This window comes from Streptomyces sp. NPDC001514 (assembly GCF_053597075.1).
In genome coordinates this window covers 126,086-146,517 of sequence record NZ_JBSFHO010000011.1, presented here as the reverse complement: position 1 = coordinate 146,517, position 20,432 = coordinate 126,086, and the positions used below count along the sequence as shown (strand labels likewise).

Sequence of the window (20,432 nt, the reverse complement as noted above, 5' to 3'; positions counted from 1 at the left end):
CGGCTCCCTTCACGTCCAACGATGGTTTCTGCACCTTCCATCAGTGATGCTTATGGGCGTGGATCCGCACCTCCTCCGTACGTTCGTGACCGTCGCCCGCCTCGCGTCCTTCTCCGAGGCCGCCCGCGAGCTCGGGTACACCCAGTCCGCGGTATCGCAGCAGATCGCAGCCCTGGAGCACGACCTGGGGATGCCACTCCTGGTACGGAGGCCCGTCACGCCCACCCGCGCGGGCGCCCGGCTCCTGGAGCACGCCGGCTCCCTGCTGCTGCGCCTCGACGCCGCCCGTGCCGACCTCGCCCGGATGGCCGCGGAGCCCGGGCAGGAGCTGACCCTGGCCGCATCGCCGCTCGCCCTGCCGAGCCGAGGCCTCGCCGCGTTGCCCGCGTCAAGCGTGACATTGCACGTCCTGCCCCGGGAGGAGATCCCCGCCGTCGTCGCAACAGGCGCCGCGGACCTGGGACTTGTCGACGGGCTCGCCGCCCCCAGCGATCCACTGCGGCTGCCCGACGTCGCCCCGCTCACGGCCACGGGAGTGGCCGAGGAACCGCTCGCCGTCCTGCTCCCCGCCGGGCACCCCCTCGCCCGCCGGCGCGGACTGCGGCTCGGCGACCTGGCCGACGCCCGCTGGCTGGACGCACCCGCGGCCGGACTCCCGCTCGACCAACTGCGCGCCGCCGCGCACGGCGCCCCTCCCGCCGGTGGATTCCGCTCCGCCCTCCGCTACGAGGGCACCGACGTCCGTACGCTGCTCGCCCTCGCGGCCGCCGGCCACGGACTGACCCTGCTGCCGCTGTCGGTCGCCCGCACCGCCGACGGCATGACGCCGGTCCCGCTCACCGAGCCCCGTCTTGTGCACCGCATCGAGCTCCTGCACGGCGGAATGCCGGCCGGTCCGGCCCGGACCGTCGTCCAAGCGCTCCTGGGCCTGAAGAGCGCGGCCGAAGGGGAGGTCGGTACGCTCGAAACCAGAGCACACACATGAGGAGCGGGGGCTGACGTGGGGCTGTTCCGGCGAGGGCCGAAGCGTGACAGGGACGATGCGCCGCGGGACGAGGAGTTCTCCTACTTCTCGACTGCCGAGGGTGCGCGCTTCCGCGGCCAGGTACGGGAGGCGTTCGCCGAACAGGGCCTCGAGGTCACCGTGTACGCCGACGTCGTCACCGACAGCGCCGGCCGGCAGTTCGGGCTCGGCAACCTCGCCGCGGTCTGCCACAACGACGAGCGCGGCCCGCGCGTATGGCCCGAGGTGATCCGCGGACACGTCGCCATGGTCCTGCGCACCATGGACGCCCCGTCCGCACTGGACACCCTCCCGCCCGACCAGATCCGCTCCCAGCTCTACCCCCGGGTGATCGGCTCGGAAGGCCTCGACCCGGACACCTTCGGTTACGCGCGGACCCTCGCCCCGGGACTGTGCGAGGTGCTCGCCCTCGACCTCCCCGAGAGCGTCATGATGCTCACGGACGAGGCCCTGGAACCGCTCGGGGAGGTGCCGCAGCTGCGGGAGCGCGCGATGGACAACCTGCGCGGGCTGCCCATAGAGGGCCACGAGACCATCAAGGACGCCGGGGGCATGTGCTTCGAGGTGGTGGTCGGCGACTCCTTCTACACCGCGAGCCGGGTCCTGGTCCTGGACGCGCTCGTCCGCCAGGTCACCGGGCAGCACATCACCGCCGACGGCGCCCTCGTCGCGCTGCCCTTCCGGCACCAGGTCGCCTTCCACGTCATCCGCGACGCGAGCGTCATCCCCACCCTGAACGGCATGGCCGCGTTCGCCGCCTCCGGCTACGCGGACACGCCGGGGGCCATCACGCCGTACGTCTACTGGTGGCGGGCCGGGACGCTGACCCAGCTCAGCGACCGCGACGAGGACGGCGAGGGGCTGCGGATCGTCGTCGGGGAGGACTTCCAGGAGCTGCTGGAGCGGCTGGTCATCCAGGAGCGGTACGGCGAGAGCGGCGAGGACCAGGACTGACCGTACGCCCGGACCGGCCGTATCGACCGGCTGACCGGACCGGCCGTACCGACCGGCTGACCGGGCTGACCGTACCGACCCGAGGGCCCACGAGGAGAAGCTCATGACGACCGCAACGTCCGAACCCGCGCCCTTCACCGCCGCCGACTACCGCGCCCGGATGGCCCGCGCCGCCCGCTACGCCGCCGATGCCGGACTCGCGGGCCTCCTCGTGGCCCCCGGCCCCGACCTGGTGTACCTCACCGGCTACCAGCCCGTGACCACCGAGCGGCTCACCCTCCTCGTGCTCACCCAGGGCCGCGACCCGGTGCTCGTCGTGCCCACCCTCGAGGCCCCCGACGCCGAGCACGCGGCGGGCGCGCCCGCGCTCACGCTCCGCGACTGGACCGACGGCAAGGACCCGTACGGCGTCACCGCACCCCTGCTCGACGCAGCGGGCCGCTTCGGGGTCAGCGACAACGCCTGGGCGATGCATCTGCTCGGCCTGCAGAAGCAGCTCCCGGACACCTCCTACGTGGCCCTCACCGAGGCCCTCCCGATGCTCCGTGCGGTCAAGGACGCGGCCGAGCTCGCGCGGCTCGAAGCCGCGGGCGCCGCCGCCGACGAGGCGTACGGCGAGATCCTCAAGGTCCGCTTCTCCGGCCGCAAGGAGACCGACATCGCGGCCGAGCTCGCCGAGCTGCTTCTCCGCTTCGGCCACTCCCAGGTCGACTTCACGGTCGTCGGCTCGGGCCCGAACGGTGCCAATCCGCACCACGAGGCCGGCGACCGCACCATCGTCGAAGGCGACATGGTGGTCCTCGACTTCGGCGGCCTGAAGCACGGCTACGGCTCCGACACCACCCGTACCGTCCACGTCGGCGAGCCGAGCACCGAGGAACAGCACGTCCACAACGTGGTCCTCGCCGCCCAGCAGGCGGGATGCGACGCGGTACGGCCCGGCGCCGCCTGCCAGGACGTCGACCGGGCGGCCCGCAAGGTCATCGCGGCGGCGGGATACGGCGAGTACTTCATCCACCGCACCGGACACGGGATCGGTGTCACGACGCACGAGCCGCCCTACATGATCGAGGGGGAGGAGCGGGAGCTGGTGCCGGGCATGTGCTTCTCCGTCGAGCCCGGGATCTATCTTCCGGGGCGGTTCGGGGTCCGTATCGAGGACATCGTGACGGTCACGGAGTCGGGGGGCCGCCGCTTCAACAACACGCCGCGGGAGATGGCGATCGTGGAGTAGGGGCGGGGGAGGGGGTAAGGGCGTGCCCGTACCCCCGCGACCCAGGCGCCGGCGGGGCTGGGTTTCAGCCGTCCGGCGTTCGAGGACGGACACCCGGGCCCGCCCGGCGGTTCCGGGCCCGCCCCGGGGGCCTGGGGCGCAGCCCCGGTTCGGGAAGGGGCGGGAGGGGAGAGGTCCCGTGCAGCGGCATCTCACTCGTCCGACAGCACCACGCACGACTCGCCCGGCAGTTCCAGCACCCCGTCCGCCCCCGGCTCCCGCACCCCGTCCCAGACCGCCAGCACCCGGGCGCCACCGCCCAGGGGGATCGTCGCGGGGGCCTTGGCGAGGTTGACCGCGACGCGCAGGTCGCCGCGGCGGAAGACGAACCAGCGTGCGTCCTCGTCGTACGCGACGCGCACCGCCGCCAGGTCCGGGTCGGAGAGGTCGGGCTGGGTGCGGCGCAGGGTGATCAGTTCGCGGTGCCAGGCGAGGAGGCGGGCGTGGGGCTCGCGGGTGCGCTCCGAGCGGTCGAGACAGGAGCGGTCGCGGGTGGCCGGGTCCTGCGGGTCCGGGATGTCGTCCGCGGCCCAGCCGTACGCCGCGAACTCCCGTCGTCTGCCCTGGCGTACCGCCTCCGCGAGCTCGGGGTCGGTGTGGTCGGTGAAGAACTGCCACGGCGTGCAGGCGCCCCACTCCTCGCCCATGAAGAGCATCGGCGTGAACGGCCCGGTCAGCACCAGCGCCGCCGCGCAGGCCAGCAGGCCGGGGGAGAGGTGCGAGGAGAGGCGGTCGCCGAGGGCGCGGTTGCCGATCTGGTCGTGGGTCTGGGCGTAACCCAGGAAACGGTGGGCGGGGGTGCGTGTGAGGTCGACGGGCCGTCCGTGCGTGCGGCCACGGAACGTCGAGTACGTACCGTCGTGGAAGAAGACATGGCCCATGGTCTTGGCCAGCGCGGCGAGTGGCGCGCGCGCGAAGTCCGCGTAGTAGCCGCGCGATTCGCCGGTCAGGGCGGTGTGCAGGGCATGGTGGAAGTCGTCGCTCCACTGGGCGTGGATCCCGAGCCCGCCCTCCTCGCGGGGCGTCGTCGTCCGCGGATCGCACAGGTCCGACTCGGCGATCAGGAACAGCGGCCGCCGGACATCGGCCGCGAAGCCGTCCACCGCGGCCGACAGCTCCTCCAGGAACGTCAGCGCCCGGCTGTCGGCGAGTGCGTGGATCGCGTCGAGACGCAGCCCGTCCATGCGGTAGTCGCGCAGCCAGGCCAGCGCGCTGCCCAGCAGATACGCCCGCACCTCGTCCGATCCCGGCGCGTCCAGATTGACCGCGGAGCCCCACGGGGTGTGGTGGGTGTCCGTGAAGTACGGCCCGAAGGCGGGCAGATGGTTGCCCGAAGGGCCCAAGTGATTATGGACGACGTCCAGGATCACCCCGAGCCCGAGACCGTGCGCCGTGTCGACAAAGCGCTTGAGCGCCTCGGGTCCGCCGTACGGCTCGTGCACGGCCCACGGTGACACGCCCTCGTACCCCCAGCCGTGGGTCCCCGGAAAGGGGCACACGGGCATCAGCTCCACATGGGTGACGCCCAGGTCCACCAGTTCGCCGAGTTGCCCGGCCGCGGCGTCCAGCGTGCCCTCGCGCGTGTACGTCCCGATGTGCAACTCGTACAGGACCGCGCCCGCGAGCCCCCGCCCCTGCCAGTCGTCGCTCCGCCAGACGTACGTGTCGGGCGCGACGACCGCGCTCGGCCCGTCGGGGCCCTCCGGCTGGCGGCGCGAGCGCGGATCGGGCCGCAGCGGACCGTCGTCCAGCAGAAAGCCGTACCGCGCCCCGTCGTCCGCCGCCGCCTCGGCCGTCCACCACCCCTCCCGCACGGGATCGCGTTCCATCGCCAGTCGCGCACCCTCCAGCCACAGTACGACCCGGTCCTGGGCGTACGGCGCCCACACCTCGAACAGCACGGCTTCCCCTGTTGTGTCGACAGCACTCGATGGCACTCACAGCCATCCTGGCAAGTCCGGGGTCTGGAGGCGGCCTACTCGCCAGTACTAGGGTCCGGCCATGACACCGCCTCCTGTACCCTCCGCGAGCACGTTGCCCGTTTTTCCGTCCGGCTTCCTGTGGGGTGCGTCCGCGTCCGCCTTCCAGACCGAGGGCGCCGTCGACACCGACGGCAAAGGCCCTTCCGGCTGGGACGCGTTCGCCGCGCAGGGCCGCATCAAGGACGGCGCCGACGCCGCGCGCGGCACCGGATTCCACGAGCGCTACCGCGAGGACGTCGCCCTCCTCGCCGGACTCGGCGCCGGAGCCTTCCGCTTCTCCGTCAGCTGGCCCCGCGTCGTCCCCGGAGGCAGCGGCCCCGTCAACCCCGCGGGCCTCGGCTTCTACGACCGTCTCGTCGACGAGCTCTGCGCCCACGGCATCACCCCGGCCCCGACCCTCTACCACTGGGACACGCCGCTGCCCCTGGACGAGGCAGGCGGCTGGCTGAACCGCGACACGGCCGCCCGCTTCGCCGAGTACGCCGCCGTCGTCGCCGAGCGCCTCGCCGACCGCGTACCCATGTGGATCACCATCAACGAGCCGGCCGAGGTCACCCTGCTCGGCTACGCGCTCGGCGAGCACGCCCCGGGAAAGCAGCTCCTCTTCGACGCCCTGCCGGCCGCCCACCACCAGCTGCTCGCCCATGGCCTCGCCGTCCAGGCCCTGCGCGCCGCCGGCGCCGACAACGTCGGCATCGCCGTCTCCCATTCACCCGTACGGACCGCCGGCGACACCGACGAGGACCGTGCGGGCGCCGAGATCTACGACATCCTCACCAACCGGCTCTTCTCCGACCCGCTCCTCACCGGCAGCTACCCCGAGGGCTTCGACGGCCTCATGCCGGGTCCGGTCGCCGACGACCTCGCCGTGATCTCCCAGCCGCTCGACTGGTACGGCGTCAACTACTACAGCCCCATGCTCGTCGGGGCCCCCGCGCCCGACGCGCTCGACTCGTACGCCGGACTCGGCATGCCCGCCGGGCTCCCCTTCGGCCTGCGCGAGATCGAGGGCGTCGAACGGACCCACTTCGGCTGGCCCGTCGTCCCCGACGGGCTCCGCGAACTCCTCGTCACCCTCAAGGAGCGCTACGGGGACCGCCTCCCGCCCGTCCACATCACCGAGAACGGCTGCTCGTACGACGGCCTGGACGACACCCGCCGCATCGCGTACCTGGACGGCCATCTGCGCGCCCTGCACCGCGCCGTCGAGGAAGGGGTGGACGTACGCGGCTACTTCGTCTGGTCGCTGACCGACAACATCGAATGGGTCGAGGGCGCCTCGCAGCGCTTCGGGCTCGTCCACGTCGACTACGACACGATGGAGCGCACCCCGAAGGCGTCGTACGCCTGGTACCGGGACGTCATCCGCGCGCAGCGGGCCACGGCGTCAGGGGACTGAGCGGATCCGCCACACCAGCACCCCGCCGATGACCGTCACCACCGTGGACGTGAGATACAGACCGGCGTACCCGCCCGCGTAGGCCACGATCGGCGCCGCGAGCGCCGGACCGAGGACCTGGGGAGCCGAGTTGGCGATGTTGATGACCCCCAGGTCCTTGGCCCGGTCCCCGGCACTCGGCAGCACCTGCGTGATCAGCGCCTGGTCCACCGCGATGTACGCCCCGAAGCCGAGTCCCAGCAGCAGCGCCGCGGCCATTGCCACCGGCCAGGTGTGCCAGAACGTCAGCAGCAGCGAGGCCACGGCCATGACCACCGAACTCACCGACACCAGCGCCTTGCGCCGCCCCCACCGGTCCGAGACGACCCCGCCGCCGACCGCCGTCACGACGACCCCCGCCGTGTAGAGCAGGGTGAGGATCAGGACGCCCTCGTCCGGATGTGCGTAATGCACCGCGTCCTTCAGGAAGTACAGCAGGTACAACGTGCCGATGGCATTGCCGAGCATGACCAGGAACCGGGTGAGCCACGCCCACCCGAAGTCCGGATACGCGCGCGGACTCACCCAGAAGTCCGCGAACCGCACCGCCCGCGTCTGCCGCACCGCCCGCGTCTGCCGCGCCTCCCGCGTCCGCCCCGCCTCCTCCCGAGCCTCGCGCGACACCTGCGGATCGCGGGTGAGGAGCACGAACGGCAGCGCGGACAGCACCACGAGGACCGCCAGCAGCAGATAACCGGCCGCCGTCCCCGTCACGACCATCGTCACCAGCAGCGCACCGACCACCAGTCCCAGCGTCTGCGGGATCCCGATCCAGCCGGAGACCGCCGCACGCTGTTCCACCGGCACCTGGTCGGGGACGACGGCATTGGCGCCGGCGAGCATCGCGTTCAGCCCGAGCTGGGCGAGACACCAGCCGAGCGTCACCCCCACGATCGTGGTCTGCGCCGACGTGACCGCGAGTCCGGCCGCGCCGGCCGCCGCCCCGCCCAGGATCCACGGGTGGCGGCGTCCGAGGCGGCTGCCCGTACGGTCCGAGAGCGCGCCTGCCAGCGGGTTGGCGACGACGGCGACGAGCGCGCCGACGCCGGTCGCCCAGCCGAGCGCGAGCTCCTTGCCCGAGGGGTCGATGGCGTCGATCTGCTCGGCGAGCAGCACCTGGATCGGGGTCAGGAAGGCCATGTACAGGCCGAGGTTGGCCAGCACGAGCCCGGATATCCAGCCACTGCCGACGCGGATCCGCGGCTCGGAGTGCAGCTCTTCCGTCGTCATGGGCGGCTCGCCATCAGCTCGGGGGTGTCCGGAGCCTACGGACACCCCCGAGTCCGATCAATACATCGGATCGGACGGTCGGATGGTCAGGTGGTCAGACGGTCAGGTGGATCCGCTCCTGCACCACCGGATGCCCGGCCTTGGCGAAGTTCGCCGCCATCGGGAAGTTGCCCTGGTCGGTCGCACCCGCGATGAACTCCGCGCCCTGCTCGGCCAGGAAGTGCGTGCACTCGGCGAGCAGGTCGTACGCGTAGCCGCGGCCGCGCTGCTCCGGTACGACCCCGATGAAGCCGACGCACGGCCCCGACGGATTGTGCGCGGGAACGTGCAGGCCGACCAGCTGCCCCTCCGGCGTGTACGCCAGCTGCCACCAGGCGCGCGGTGACGGACACCAGTGGAAGAAGTCCAGCTCCTCCTGTGCGGCCCGGTCGATACCGCCCTCGGCGATGGCGCGCAGCGCGTGCGCATCGAGCGTCACCGAGTGGATGCGGCGCAGGGCGTCGAGGATGACGGCGTCGTCGGGCTCGGGCCGGAACTCCAGCCGTCCGGGCCGCTCGGGCAGCCCGCACGCGGGCGTCCACCGGTACTGGAAGCGCTCCACGAGCACCTCCATCCCGGCCGCCCTCGCGGCCCGCAGCCGCGCCTCGCCCGCGGCACGGGTCACCGGGTCGTCGCGCCAGCCGGCGGGCAGGATCAGCTCGTACTCGACCTGGAACGGGGAGGTGCGCAGCAGCTCGGTGCCCGCCTCCTCCTCGCCTTCGGCGACATCGAACCAGTTGAGATTGACGGGAGTCGTGTCGTCGGGCCCGCCCCACCAGGCGGCCCGTGCGACGACCCTGCCTTCGCGCAGGGCGACCCGCTTCCACTCGGGGCGGTGCGTGGCACGGGCCAGCGCGCGGCCCACGCCGAGCGGATCGGGCAGGGTGTCGAAGAGATGTGCGTCGTGCGCGGTGAGCGCACGGATGACCACATCGGTCATGAGGAAGTCCTCCGGGACGTTGCGTGCGTGATGCGCTCCCGGTCGGACAGAGTCAGACGCCGAACGCCGGGGGGACGGGGCGGGAGCGCGGGAATCGTGTGGACTGCACTGCACTCGCCTCCTTCCGTCGGTCTCGGGCGTCGCGAGAACGCTAGACGGCTCCGGAGGAGCCGTCCAGTGCTTTTCCGTCGATGAGTGGACGTGCTCACGGCCGTTTCCCGCGTTCGACGAGCGCCCGGACCGCGGCAGTGATCTTCACCGGCCCTTCTGGACACCTATGGGCACTCGGCCCGACAATCACGGTTGTGACGTCCTCCTTCGAGTTCCAGACGTATCCCGCGCGGCTCTCCGACGCCGAGCGGGATCGTGTCCTCGGGGTGCTCAGGGAAGGCGCCGCCCAGGGCAAGTTGTCGCACGACACGTTCGTGCGGCGGATGGAGCTCGCGCTGGCCGCCCGGCGGCCCGACGAACTGCGGGCGCTCACCGCCGATCTGCGGCCCGAAGGCCGGCTGTCGAAGGGGCTGTTCGGCGCGGTCGCCAAGATGTCCGCGTTCTCCGTGCGCCTCAGCCGCGCCTGGCAGGCCGAGCGGCTGCCCCCGCTGCTGCTGCCCGAGCCGGGACCGTACCCCCTGCGCATCGGCCGTGACCCGTCCAACGGGCTGCGGCTCAGCCATGAGACGGTCTCACGCCTGCACGCCGAACTGGCCCTGCGCGACGGGCTCTGGGTGCTGCGCGACCTCGGCTCGACCAACGGCACCACGGTCAACGGCCACCGCGTGACCGGGTCGGTCGTGGTCCAGGCCGGGGACATGGTGAGCTTCGGGCGGATGAGCTTCCGCCTCGCCGCGCGCTGAACGCGCCCGCCGCGCGGCCACGTCACCGCCTGCGGACGCGCGGCGCGGGCGCGTCACCGGCCGTGGACGCGCGGCGCGGGAACATCACCGGCCGCGAACGCGCCGCGGGCTCGTCACTGCTGGTGGAGCCCCCGCCCGGCAAGCGTCAGGAACGTCTCCCCGACCGCCTCCGACAGCGTCGGGTGAGGGTGGATGTAACGGGCCACATCCGACGGCTCCGCGTCCCATCCCACGATCAGCTCGCTCTCGGCGATCATCTCCGAGACGTTCGGGCCGACGAGGTGGACGCCCAGGACCTGGCCCCCGCCCTGCTGCGCGACGACCTTCACCACCCCGCCCTGGCCGTGGACCATGCCCTTGGCCACGGCGGTCAGCGGCATGGTGTTGACCATGACCTCATGGCCGCGGTTGCGTGCCTCCGCCTCGCTCAGCCCGACCGACGCCGTCTGCGGCGAGGAGTACGTCACGCGGGGGACCGTGGCGTAGTCGATCGGCGGGGACGGCAGGCCGGCCAGGGTCTCCGCCACCAGCAGCCCCTCGGCGAACGAGGCGTGGGCCAGCCCGAGTGACGGCGGCGGCAGCAGATCGCCCACCACATGGATGCCGGGCACCGCGGTCTCCAGCCGCGCCCAGTCGGCGGGTGCGACATAGCCGCGGTCGTCGGTCGCGAGCCCAGCCGCCTCCAGACCGAGCCCGTCGGTCACCGGTGCCCGGCCCACCGCGACCAGCAGCCGCTGCGCCTCCACGGTCCGCGTCTCGCCGCGCGCGGTGCGGACCGTGGCCCTGATCCCGTCCTCCAGCACCTCCGTCCGCTGGAGCAGGGCGCCCGCCTGCACATCGATGCCGCGCTTCTTCAGACCGCGCGTCAGATGCCGGGACACATCCGCGTCCTCGAGCGGTACGAGCCGATCGAGGGCCTCGACGAGCGTCACCTCCGCGCCCATCGAGCGGTAGAACGACGCGTATTCGACGCCGATCGCCCCACCGCCCACCACCAGCACGGAAACCGGCAGCCCGGGCGCGAAGAGGGCGTCGTCGCTGTTGACGACACGACGGCCGTCGGTGACGAGGCCCGGCAGCATCTGGGGGCGGGAGCCGGTCGCGAGCACGATGCCGCGCCCGGCCGTGACCTGCCCGTACCCTTCGACCGTCGCCGAACGCGGGCCGGTCAGCCGGGCGCTGCCGCGGGCGATCTCGACGCCCGCGTGCGCCAGATGGGCCTCGACGCCCTTGTGGTTGCGGGACACGATGTCGTCGCGTGTCGTCACGAGTGCGGTCCAGTCGACCGAGTCCAGGGTCGCCCTGACGCCCCATCGCTCGCGCCCCTCCGCGATGCCGTCGACCAGCTCGGCCGCGTGCAGCATCGCCTTGCTGGGGATACAGCCGCGGTGCAGGCAGGTACCGCCGATCTTGTCGCGCTCGGCGAGCACGACCCGGAGGCCGAGCGCGGCGGCACGCAGGGCGGTGGAGTAGCCGCCGGTGCCGCCGCCGACCACGAGGACATCGGTCTCATACGTGTGTGTCATGCGACCAGCCTCCGCCCGGCCTTGTCATGAGTCCAAGGCAATGTTCTTGTGGACCTGATGCACAGCCTTTATGGGGGACGGGGTCATGAGCAGCCTGCGGCAGATGGAGTACTTCGTCGCCGTCGTCGAGCAGTCGTCGTTCACCCGCGCCGCGGAGCTGCTGCATGTCACGCAGCCCGCCCTCTCGCACCAGATCAGGGCCCTGGAGAGGTCCGTGGGCGGGGAGCTGCTGGAGCGGATGCCGCGCGGGGTGCGGCTCACGCCGATGGGCCGCGCCTTCCTGCCGCACGCCGAACTCGCCGTACGCAGCGCCGCGCAGGCCCGGCGGGCGGCCCGCGCGGCGGCCGGGGCGGAGGGCGGCGAGCTGCACATCGCGACCGTCCATGCGATCGCCGTGGGCGTCCTCCCCGACGTCTTCGCACGCTGGCAGCGGGCACACCCCGGGGTCACGCTCGTCCTGCACGAGTACGCCACGACCGACGCGCTGGAGGAGGCCCTGGAGCGCGGCACCGCCGACCTCGCCGTCGGGCCGCCGCCGCAGCGGCCGCAGGGGCCGGTCGTGCCGGTCGGCGAGGAGGAGATCGTCCTGGTCGTCCCCTTCGACGACGGGCTCGCGGGCCGGTCGTCGGTCCGTCTGGAGGAGCTGTCCGGCCACACCTGGATCCGCTGCGCGATGGAGCCCGTCGTAGACGGCCGGCCGTTCCTGGACCTGGCCTGTGGCAGGGCCGGCTTCGCACCCCGTACGGCGGTGTGGACGGAGCACACCTCCACGGCCGTCCGTATGGCGGCCGCGGGGGTCGGAGTCGCCACCGCCCCCGCGCACGTCGTGCAGGGCGCAGTCGGCGAGGACTGTGTGCTCCTGAGCGTCGATCCGCCCTGGCGCCGGGCCCTCACGGTCTTCTCGCGGGTCCCGCTGACCGGCGCGGCGGAGCGTTTCACCGATCTGCTGCGCACGTCCTGGCCGTACGGAGCGGCGTCCGACTCCGCCTCCGGGCCCGGGGACACCGCTTACTGTCCGTAATTTTTGGAATCGCGCCGTTTCCGGTGAATGGGTAATTTCTTGATTCCGGCAGGAGGCGACGGAGAGGTCGGCCATGACCACTGACACACCTATGCAGCTCGGCATGATCGGGCTCGGCCGGATGGGCGCCAACCTCGTGCGCCGGCTGATACGGGACGGCCACCGCTGCGTCGTCTTCGACCTGGACTCCGAAGCCGTACGGGAGTTGGAGAAGGAGGGGGCGATCGGGGCGTCCTCGCTCCACGACCTCGTCGACAAGCTGGAGCAGCCGAGAAACGTATGGCTGATGCTGCCCGCCGGTGTGGTGCAGTCGACCCTCGACCAGCTGGCGGCCCTGCTGGCCGCCGACGACACCGTCATCGACGGCGGCAACTCGTACTACCGGGACGACATGGCCCGCGCCCGGCAGCTCGCCCCCGGCCGTGTCCACTACGTCGACTGCGGAACCTCGGGCGGTGTCTGGGGCCTCGAGCGCGGCTACTGCCTGATGATCGGCGGCGAGGCCGAGCCGGTGGCCCGGCTCGACCCGATCTTCCGCACCATCGCCCCCGGAACGGGGAGCGCCGAGCCCACCCCGGGCAGGACCCGCACCGACGGGACCGCGCCCGAGGGCTATCTGCACTGCGGGCCGAGCGGCGCGGGCCACTTCGTGAAGATGGTCCACAACGGAGTCGAGTACGGGATGATGGCCGCCATCGCCGAGGGGCTCAGCATCATCAAGCACGCGGACGCCGGCCTGCGCTCGCGGTCCGTCGACGCCGAGACCGCCCCGCTGCGCGAGCCCGAGGCGTACCAGTACGAGATCGACGTGGCCGAGGTCGCCGAGGTGTGGCGCCGCGGCTCGGTCGTCGGTTCCTGGCTGGTCGATCTCGTCGCCGACGCACTGGCCCGCTCGCCGGAACTCGACTCCTACACCGGCCGGGTCTCGGACTCCGGGGAGGGCCGGTGGACGGTCCTCGCAGCAGTCGACGAAAGCGTGCCGGCGTCCGTCATCAGCGCCGCGCTGGCGCAGCGGTACGAATCGCGCGGGCTGGGCGAGTTCACCGACAAGGTGCTGTCCGCGATGCGCGGCGAGTTCGGCGGTCACGCCGAGAAGGCGGGGTGAACCGTGGCCGGCCGCGCCCGACCGGAAGGCCAGGCAAGCCCGGAAAACCGGGAGAGGTCCCACAGCGCGGGAAGCCCGGGGAGCCCTGGCCCCGTCCCTGACGACCACGTCATCGTGCTGTTCGGCGCGACCGGCGACCTCGCCCGGCGCAAGCTCCTGCCGGGGCTCTTCCACCTCGCCAAGGCGGGGCTGCTGCCCGCCCGCTACCGCATCGTCGGCTCGGCGCCGTCCCAGGCCGCGCTCAGCGACGACGACTTCCGCAAGCGGGCGCGGGACGCGGTCGCCGAATTCGGCAGGTCGAAACCCGCAGGCAGGGCCTGGCAGGAGTTCGAGGAGGCGCTGTCCTTCGGCGCGGCCGACCCCGACGATCCAGAGCCGCTCCTCGCGGCCGTACGGGAGGCCGAGCGGGCCGTCGGCGGCAGCCCGCGGCGCCTGTTCCACCTGGCGGTGCCGCCGAGCGCGTTCGCCTCCGTCGTCGAGATGCTCGGCGCGACCGGTCTCTCCGACAACGCCCGGCTGATCGTCGAGAAGCCCTTCGGCACGGACCTCCCCTCGGCCCGGGCCCTCAATGCGACGATCCACGCCGTCTTCGACGAGTCCCGTGTCTTCCGCATCGACCACTTCCTCGGCAAGGAGTCCGTCGACAACATCCTCGCCCTCCGCTTCGCCAACGGTCTCCTGGAGCCCGTCTGGAACCGCGACCACATCAGCCATGTGCAGATCGACGTACCGGAGAAGATCGGCATCGAGGGCCGCGCCCAGTTCTTCGAAGGGACCGGGACCTTCCGGGACATGATCGTCACTCATCTCTTCCAGCTCCTCGGCTTCGTGGCGATGGAACCGCCGACCACCCTTGCGGCGAAGCCCCTGCGGGACGAGAAGGAGAAGGTCTTCGCGAGCATGCGGCCGCTCGATCCGGCGCATGTCGTCCGCGGCCAGTACGAGGGCTACCGCGACGAGCCGGGCGTCGACCCCCGCTCCGACACCGAGACATTCGTCGCGCTGCGCGTCGAACTCGACAACTGGCGCTGGGCCGGGGTGCCCTTCTACCTGCGCTCGGGGAAGGCGCTCGGGCAGGGGCGGCACGTCGTGACGCTCGGATTCAGGGAACCGGCCCTGCGCATGTTCCCCCTGGCCGCCCGGAGCGGTGCCGGGATCCGCAGCAACGAGCTGGTGATCGACTTCGACGACCCGGGACGGATCTCCGCCCGCTTCCTGGTGAAGGCGCCGGGCCCGGCCATGCGCCTGAGCGAGGCCGAGATGGTCTTCAGCTACGCCGAGTCCTTCAACACGATGCACGCGCTCGAGGGATACGAACGCCTCATCCTGGACGCAATGCTCGGCGACCAGAGCCTGTTCACCCGCTCCGACGGCATCGAGCGCCTCTGGGAGGCGTCCACCCCGCTCCTGGAGAACCCGCCGCCGGTCGAGCCCTACGCCCCCGGCTCATGGGGGCCCGAGGGCATCCGCAGGCTCATCGCACCGTACCGCTGGAGCCTGCCGGACCGGCACTGACCATCTGAGGGAGCGATCGCATGCTGGGGCTTCCGGATCACGTACGCACATGCCTCTTCGACCTCGACGGCGTCCTCACCCGCACCGCGAAGGTGCACGCGGCCGCGTGGAAGGAGATGTTCGACGACTACCTGCGACGGCGCGCCGAACGCGAGGGCGCGCCCTTCGTGCCGTTCGACGCCGTCCGTGACTACAACGAGTACGTGGACGGTCGCCCCCGCGAGGACGGGGTCCGCACCTTCCTCGCCTCGCGCGGTGTCGAACTGCCCGAGGGCTCGCCCGACGACGGCCCGGACGCGGAGACGGTGAACGGCCTCGGCACGCGCAAGAACGACCTCGTGCTCCGCAAGATCCGCGACGAGGGCGTGGAGGCGTACGAGGGCTCGGTGGCCTATGTGCGCGCCGCCAGGGACGCCGGCCTGCGGCGCGCCGTCGTCTCATCGAGCGCCAACTGTCATGACGTGCTGGTCGCCGCCGGCATCGACGATCTCTTCGAGGAGCGCATCGACGGGATCGTCGTCCGGGAGCAGCGGCTGCGCGGCAAACCCGCACCGGACACCTATCTGGCCGCCGCCCGCGCTCTGGGGGCCGAGCCGGGCGCGGCGGCGGTGTTCGAGGACGCACTGGCCGGTGTGGAGGCCGGCCGGGCGGGGCAGTTCGGCCTCGTCGTGGGAATCGACAGGACCGGGCAGGCCGCGGAGCTCCGGCGGCACGGCGCGGACGTCGTGGTGAAGGACCTCGCCGAACTGCTGGAGGCACGGTGATCACCCATCCCAGCTATGTGGTCGAACCATGGAGCCTGCGCGAGACCGAACTGAACCTCGACGTCCTCGCCCAGAGCGAGTCCGTGTTCGCCCTGGCCAACGGCCACATCGGATGGCGCGGCAATCTCGACGAGGGCGAACCGCACGGGCTGCCAGGCACCTACCTCAACGGCGTCCACGAACTGCATCCCCTGCCGTACGCCGAGGCGGGCTACGGCTACCCGGAGTCCGGCCAGACACTGATCAACGTCACCGACGGGAAGATCATCCGGCTTCTCGTCGACGACCACCCCTACGACCTGCGCTACGGCGAACTCACCGCGCACGAGCGCGTACTGGACTTCCGCACCGGCGTCCTGAGCCGCACCGCGGAGTGGACGTCCCCGGCCGGACTCGCCGTGCGCATCACCTCGCACCGGCTGGTGTCCTTCACCCAGCGGGCCGTCGCCGCGATCGCGTACGAGGTGGAGCCGCTGGACGGCCGGACCACCGTGGCGGTCCAGTCCGAGCTGGTCGCCAACGAGCAGATGCCGCACGACGCCGGCGACCCGCGGGTCGCGGCGGCGATCGACTGCCCGCTCGTGGCGGAGGAGGACTTCGGCCATGACACCCGGCTGCGCCTGGTGCACCGCACCAGGCGGAGCGGTCTACGGGTGGGGGCGGCGGCCGACCACATCGTCGAAGGCCCCGAGGGGACGACCTGGTCGGCCGAGAGCGAGCCCGATGTCAGCAGGCTCACGGTCACCGCCGCACTCGAGCCGGGGGAGCGCCTGCGACTGGTGAAGTTCGTCGGGTACGGCTGGTCCGCCACGAGGTCGCTGCCCGCCGTCCACGACCAGGTCGACGCCGCGGTCGCCGCCGCCCGGAGCACGGGCTGGGAGGGACTGCTCGCCGAGCAGCGGGCCTATCTGGACCGCTTCTGGTCCAGCGCGGACGTAGAGGTGGACGGTGACGCGGAGATCCAGCAGGCGGTGCGCTTCGCGCTCTTTCATGTGCTGCAGGCAGCGGCGCGCGGCGAGGAGCGGGCGATCCCCGCGAAGGGCCTGACGGGCACCGGCTACGACGGGCACTCGTTCTGGGACGTGGAGTCCTTCGTCCTGCCACTGCTCACCTTCACGGCCCCGCAGGCCGTCGCCCCGGTCCTGCGCTGGCGGCACGCGACACTGCCCGCGGCACGGGAGCGGGCCCAGCAGCTCGGCCTGGCGGGAGCGGCGTTCCCGTGGCGGACCATCTCCGGCGCGGAGTGTTCCGCCTACTGGCCGGCGGGCACGGCCGCCTTCCACATCAACGCCGACATCGCCGTCGCCGTGGAGCGGTACGTGAACGCCACCGGCGACGAGGAGTTCGAGCAGGGGCCGGGACTCGAACTGCTGGTGGACACCGCTCGGCTCTGGCGTTCGCTCGGCCACCACGACCCCGAGGGCGTCTTCCACATCGATGGAGTCACCGGACCCGACGAGTACAGCGCGGTCGCCCGCGACAACCTCTACACCAACCTGATGGCGCGGCGGAACCTGCTGGCCGCCGCGGAGACGGCGGTGCGCCACCCCGAGCGGGCGGAGGAACTGGGAGTGGACGACGAGGAGACGGCTGCCTGGCGCGACGCCGCGGCCCGGATCGCCGTGCCTTACAACGAGACGCTCGCCGTGCACGAGCAGTCGGCCGGATTCACCCGCTTCCAGCGCTGGGACTTCGACGCGACACCACCGGAGCAGTACCCGCTGCTGCTGCACTTCCCCTACTTCGATCTCTACCGCAAGCAGGTCGTCAAACAGGCGGACCTGGTGCTCGCCATGCTGACGTGCGGCGACGCCTTCACGGCCGAGGAGAAGGCCCGCAACTTCGCCTACTACGAGCCGCTGACGGTACGGGACTCCTCGCTCTCGGCGTGCTGCCAGGCGGTCACGGCCGCCGAGACGGGGCATCTCAGGCTGGCCTACGCCTATCTGGGCGAGGCGGCCCTGATGGATCTGGAGGACCTGGAGCACAACACCCGCGACGGGCTGCACATCGCGTCCCTCGCGGGCTCCTGGATCGCCCTGGTGCTCGGGTTCGGGGGAATGCGCCAGTACGGAGGAGGGGAGGACGGCACGCCGGCCCGTCTCAGCTTCAGCCCCCGGCTGCCCGAGCGTCTCTCCGGCCTGAAGTTCACCGTGCTGGTGCGAGGGCGCACGCTGCGCGTCGACATCCGCAGCTCCGCGGCCCGCTACACGCTGGTGGAGGGGGACCCCCTCCCCCTCCTGCACCACGGTGAGCCGTTCACCGTGACGGAGTCCAGGCCGGTGGAGCGTCCCCTGCCGCCCATGCCCGTACTGCCCGAACCGCAGCAGCCCAGGGGCCGCCGCCCGGCCGACCGCGTGGGCGGCGGAGCGACGGCCGAAGGGGAGCCGGTCGGCTGAGGTTCACCCCCGCAGGCCCCCACCGCCGGCCTTCCGCTCCAGCAGCGCCACCGGACGGTCGGCGAAGAGCTCGGACAGTGCCACGGGCCCCCCGCCCGCGAACTCCCGCTCCGGGGCCAGCAGATCCGTCCAGCGGCCGTCCGGAAGCGCCAGCGACGTCTCGCCCCAGCCGCCCGCCTCGTCCAGTCGCAGCGAGAGCCGGGTCACCGCCGTGACCACCTCACCCGAGCGGCAGAAGGCCAGGCAGTTCCCGGCCGCCGGGCCCGCCGCCTCCAGCGGTGCGTACGTTCCCGCGTCGCCGAACACCTCCGGGCGCCGACGGCGCAGCATCAGTGCGGCGCGCGTCACCTCGGCCTTCTCGTCCGGCCGCCGCTCCTGGAACGACTGCCGGTTGTCCGGGTCGACGAGCGCCAGATACTCGCACTCCGTGCCCTGATAGAGGTCGGGTACTCCCGGCATCGTGAGCTGCACGAGCGCCGCGCCGAGCGCGTTGGCCCGTGCGTGCTCGTCGAGTTCGCGGGCGAACAGCGCGAGTGTGTACATCGGCGGCCCCGCGGGCCCGGCCTCCACGAAGTCGCTCACGGCCCGCTCGTACGACGTGTCCGGCTCGGTCCAGCTGGTGTGCAGCCCCGCCTCCCGCACCGACTTGAGCAGGGCGGGCCCGATCCGGTCCGGCCGTGGAATCCCGAAGCCGAACGCCGTCTGCCACGCCACCCACGCCAGATGGTGATCGGGCGCCGGCACCCAGGCCAGCCCGGTCAGCACGCGCTCCCACCGCTCCGGGCACTCCGACAGCACCGCGATCCTGGCCCGGACGTCCGCACTCCGCTTCGTGTCGTGCGTGGACAGCACCGTGCCCGTCGTCGGCCAGTCCCGGGCGATGCGGGCGCAGTACGCATGGAACTCCTCCGGGCTCACCCCCGGGCAACCCGGATCCCCGCCCACCTCGTTCGACGAGATCAGCGGGGTGTAGCGGTAGAACGCCGTGTCCTCGACGGATTTGGCGTGCAGCGCCGAGGACGTCTGCGCGAAACGGGCACGGAACGCGTCCTGGTCAGGTCCGTCCCCGAGCAGCCCGAGCGCCAGATCCCGGATCACATCGACCGCCTCCGCCTCCTCGGCGACCGTGAACGCCGCCTTCGCGCGCAGCGCCGCGTCGGCCGTGAGGACCGCCTCGCCCCCCGTGCGGTACGGCCGGTAGACGGGCACCCGTACCAGCAGCTCCCGCAGCGCCGTGCGCAGCGCCCAGGGCGCGTGGTCGCGCGTCGCCGGGTCCGCCGCGCACACACGTTCCGCGATACGGGCGAGCGCCTCGGTCTCCGCGACCAGCTCATGGGTCACCACCTTGTGCGCGGCGCGTCGCACGGTCGCGCCCCAGTAGCCGCCACGGTCCCCGCCGGGCGAGGCGAAGTCCTGGTAGGCGCGGAGCAGTTCCTCGGCTCCGTCGGGGTCGGTGAACAGCCCGTCGATCCGGTGGAGCGCGTCGTAACCGGTCGTACCGTCCACCGGCCAGGCGGCCGGGAGGTGCTCGTCCCGGGTGAGGATCTTCTCCACGACCGTCCAGCAGCCGCCCGTGGCCTCGTTCAGCCGGTACAGATACGCCTCCGGGTCGGCCAGCCCGTCCGGATGGTCGATCCGCAGCCCGTCGACGACGCCGTCCCGGACCAGCTCGAGGATCTTGGCATGGGTGGCCGCGAAGACCTCCGGGTCCTCGACGCGCAGCCCGATGAGGCCCGAAATGGTGAAGAACCGCCGGTAGTTGAGCTCGGTACGGGCCAGCCGCCACCAGGCGAGCCGGTACCACTGCGCATCCAGCAGATCCGGCAGCGGAAGCGACTCGGTGCCCTCACGCAGCGGGAACAGGTGTTCCCCGTAGCGCAGGGTCCGTCCCTCCACCCGCAGCGCCGCGAGCTCGTCCCCGAGCCGTCTGCCCAGTACCGGCATGAGGACCTTGCCGCCGCCCGCGTCCCAGTCGATGTCGAACCAGCGCGCGTACGGTGAAGCCGGGCCTTCCCGCAGCACCTCCCACAGCGCGCGGTTGTGGCGGGGCGCGGCGGCCATGTGGTTGGGGACGATGTCGAGGACGAGCCCGAGGCCGTGCTCCCGCGCCGTGCGGGCGAGCGACCGCAGCCCCTCCTCGCCGCCGAGCTCGGCCCGTACGCGTGCGTGGTCGACGATGTCGTACCCGTGTGCCGAACCGGGCATCGCCTCCAGCACCGGCGACAGATGCAGATGGGAGATCCCGAGGCCGGAGAGGTACGGCACCGCTGCCTCGGCGGCCGAGAAGGGGAAGTCCGGCTGGAGCTGAAGCCGGTAGGTGGCGGTGGGCGTCATGCGAACGTACGTACCCGCATCACGGGGATCTCTG

General features: G+C 72.2%; 15 protein-coding genes. 10 read left to right on the top strand and 5 right to left on the bottom strand.

From position 1 onward, the window contains the following. Positions 1–58 precede the first annotated feature (58 nt). From ACWCXB_RS14625 to ACWCXB_RS14615, 3 genes are all read left to right on the top strand, one after another. A complete protein-coding gene (locus ACWCXB_RS14625; protein WP_450722660.1) occupies positions 59–985 on the top strand; it encodes a LysR family transcriptional regulator in 927 nt (308 codons plus the stop codon). 15 nt (positions 986–1,000) lie between these two features. Beyond that, on the top strand, positions 1,001–1,978 hold the full coding sequence (locus ACWCXB_RS14620) for a hypothetical protein (RefSeq protein WP_450722658.1): 978 nt from the start codon (positions 1,001–1,003) through the stop codon (positions 1,976–1,978). A 103-nt stretch (positions 1,979–2,081) separates the two neighbouring features. Then, positions 2,082–3,212, top strand: a complete 1,131-nt coding sequence (locus tag ACWCXB_RS14615) for an aminopeptidase P family protein (RefSeq protein ID WP_450722656.1) — start codon at positions 2,082–2,084, stop codon at positions 3,210–3,212. 191 nt (positions 3,213–3,403) lie between these two features. Here the strand turns inward: ACWCXB_RS14615 and treZ are convergent, their stop codons facing one another. After that, the gene (treZ, locus tag ACWCXB_RS14610; RefSeq protein WP_450722764.1) at positions 3,404–5,152 is read right to left on the bottom strand and encodes a malto-oligosyltrehalose trehalohydrolase; all 1,749 of its coding nucleotides are present in this window, start codon (positions 5,150–5,152) and stop codon (positions 3,404–3,406) included. Positions 5,153–5,252: 100 nt separating this feature from the next. Here treZ and ACWCXB_RS14605 point away from each other — a divergent pair, with 100 nt between their 5' ends. Beyond that, positions 5,253–6,632: a GH1 family beta-glucosidase gene (locus ACWCXB_RS14605; RefSeq protein WP_450722654.1), complete on the top strand. Its 1,380-nt coding sequence runs from the start codon at positions 5,253–5,255 to the stop codon at positions 6,630–6,632. Here ACWCXB_RS14605 and ACWCXB_RS14600 read toward each other — a convergent pair. Further along, positions 6,621–7,901 (bottom strand): MFS transporter, encoded by a 1,281-nt coding sequence (locus ACWCXB_RS14600; RefSeq protein ID WP_450722652.1) that lies wholly within the window; start codon positions 7,899–7,901, stop codon positions 6,621–6,623. The two genes, ACWCXB_RS14605 and ACWCXB_RS14600, sit on opposite strands and share 12 nt — an antisense overlap. A 94-nt stretch (positions 7,902–7,995) precedes the next feature. Beyond that, a complete protein-coding gene (locus ACWCXB_RS14595) occupies positions 7,996–8,880 on the bottom strand; it encodes a GNAT family N-acetyltransferase (RefSeq protein WP_450722650.1) in 885 nt (294 codons plus the stop codon). Between the two features lie 305 nt (positions 8,881–9,185). Here ACWCXB_RS14595 and ACWCXB_RS14590 point away from each other — a divergent pair, with 305 nt between their 5' ends. Beyond that, complete coding sequence (locus ACWCXB_RS14590) at positions 9,186–9,734, top strand: DUF1707 and FHA domain-containing protein (RefSeq protein ID WP_450722648.1); 549 nt, start codon at positions 9,186–9,188, stop codon at positions 9,732–9,734. 113 nt (positions 9,735–9,847) lie between these two features. On the opposite strand, the gene lpdA is transcribed toward ACWCXB_RS14590, so the two are convergent. Beyond that, positions 9,848–11,260 carry a dihydrolipoyl dehydrogenase gene (gene lpdA, locus ACWCXB_RS14585; RefSeq protein WP_450722646.1) on the bottom strand — a complete coding sequence of 471 codons (1,413 nt, stop codon included), beginning with the start codon at positions 11,258–11,260 and terminating at the stop codon, positions 9,848–9,850. Positions 11,261–11,345: 85 nt separating this feature from the next. On the opposite strand from lpdA, the gene ACWCXB_RS14580 reads away from it, so the two are divergent. The 5 genes from ACWCXB_RS14580 to ACWCXB_RS14560 all read left to right on the top strand — a co-directional run bounded on the left by ACWCXB_RS14580 (position 11,346) and on the right by ACWCXB_RS14560 (position 18,064). Continuing rightward, entirely contained in the window at positions 11,346–12,281 is a 936-nt protein-coding gene (locus ACWCXB_RS14580; RefSeq protein ID WP_450722644.1) for a LysR family transcriptional regulator, read from the top strand. Between the two features lie 73 nt (positions 12,282–12,354). Further along, complete coding sequence (gene gnd, locus ACWCXB_RS14575; RefSeq protein ID WP_450722642.1) at positions 12,355–13,386, top strand: phosphogluconate dehydrogenase (NAD(+)-dependent, decarboxylating); 1,032 nt, start codon at positions 12,355–12,357, stop codon at positions 13,384–13,386. A gap of 111 nt (positions 13,387–13,497) precedes the next feature. After that, on the top strand, positions 13,498–14,901 hold the full coding sequence (zwf, locus tag ACWCXB_RS14570) for a glucose-6-phosphate dehydrogenase (RefSeq protein ID WP_450722762.1): 1,404 nt from the start codon (positions 13,498–13,500) through the stop codon (positions 14,899–14,901). A 20-nt stretch (positions 14,902–14,921) separates the two neighbouring features. Further along, positions 14,922–15,665, top strand: coding sequence for an HAD family hydrolase (locus ACWCXB_RS14565; RefSeq protein ID WP_450722638.1), 744 nt, complete (start codon positions 14,922–14,924; stop codon positions 15,663–15,665). Next, positions 15,662–18,064: a glycoside hydrolase family 65 protein gene (locus ACWCXB_RS14560; RefSeq protein WP_450722636.1), complete on the top strand. Its 2,403-nt coding sequence runs from the start codon at positions 15,662–15,664 to the stop codon at positions 18,062–18,064. Before ACWCXB_RS14565 ends, ACWCXB_RS14560 begins: the two co-directional genes overlap by 4 nt. 3 nt (positions 18,065–18,067) lie before the next feature. On the opposite strand, the gene treY is transcribed toward ACWCXB_RS14560, so the two are convergent. Next, entirely contained in the window at positions 18,068–20,398 is a 2,331-nt protein-coding gene (gene treY / locus ACWCXB_RS14555) for a malto-oligosyltrehalose synthase (RefSeq protein ID WP_450722634.1), read from the bottom strand. Positions 20,399–20,432: the final 34 nt, after the last annotated feature.

Excerpts from the sequence above, each read along its gene's own strand:
- ACWCXB_RS14615 (WP_450722656.1), top strand. The coding sequence starts at position 2,082 with ATGACGACCGCAACGTCCGAACCCGCGCCCTTCACCGCCGCCGACTAC.
- ACWCXB_RS14600 (WP_450722652.1), bottom strand. The coding sequence starts at position 7,901 with ATGACGACGGAAGAGCTGCACTCCGAGCCGCGGATCCGCGTCGGCAGT.
- ACWCXB_RS14565 (WP_450722638.1), top strand. The coding sequence starts at position 14,922 with ATGCTGGGGCTTCCGGATCACGTACGCACATGCCTCTTCGACCTCGAC.
- gnd (WP_450722642.1), top strand. The coding sequence starts at position 12,355 with ATGACCACTGACACACCTATGCAGCTCGGCATGATCGGGCTCGGCCGG.
- ACWCXB_RS14605 (WP_450722654.1), top strand. The coding sequence starts at position 5,253 with ATGACACCGCCTCCTGTACCCTCCGCGAGCACGTTGCCCGTTTTTCCG.
- ACWCXB_RS14580 (WP_450722644.1), top strand. The coding sequence starts at position 11,346 with ATGAGCAGCCTGCGGCAGATGGAGTACTTCGTCGCCGTCGTCGAGCAG.
- lpdA (WP_450722646.1), bottom strand. The coding sequence starts at position 11,260 with ATGACACACACGTATGAGACCGATGTCCTCGTGGTCGGCGGCGGCACC.
- ACWCXB_RS14595 (WP_450722650.1), bottom strand. The coding sequence starts at position 8,880 with ATGACCGATGTGGTCATCCGTGCGCTCACCGCGCACGACGCACATCTC.
- treY (WP_450722634.1), bottom strand. The coding sequence starts at position 20,398 with ATGACGCCCACCGCCACCTACCGGCTTCAGCTCCAGCCGGACTTCCCC.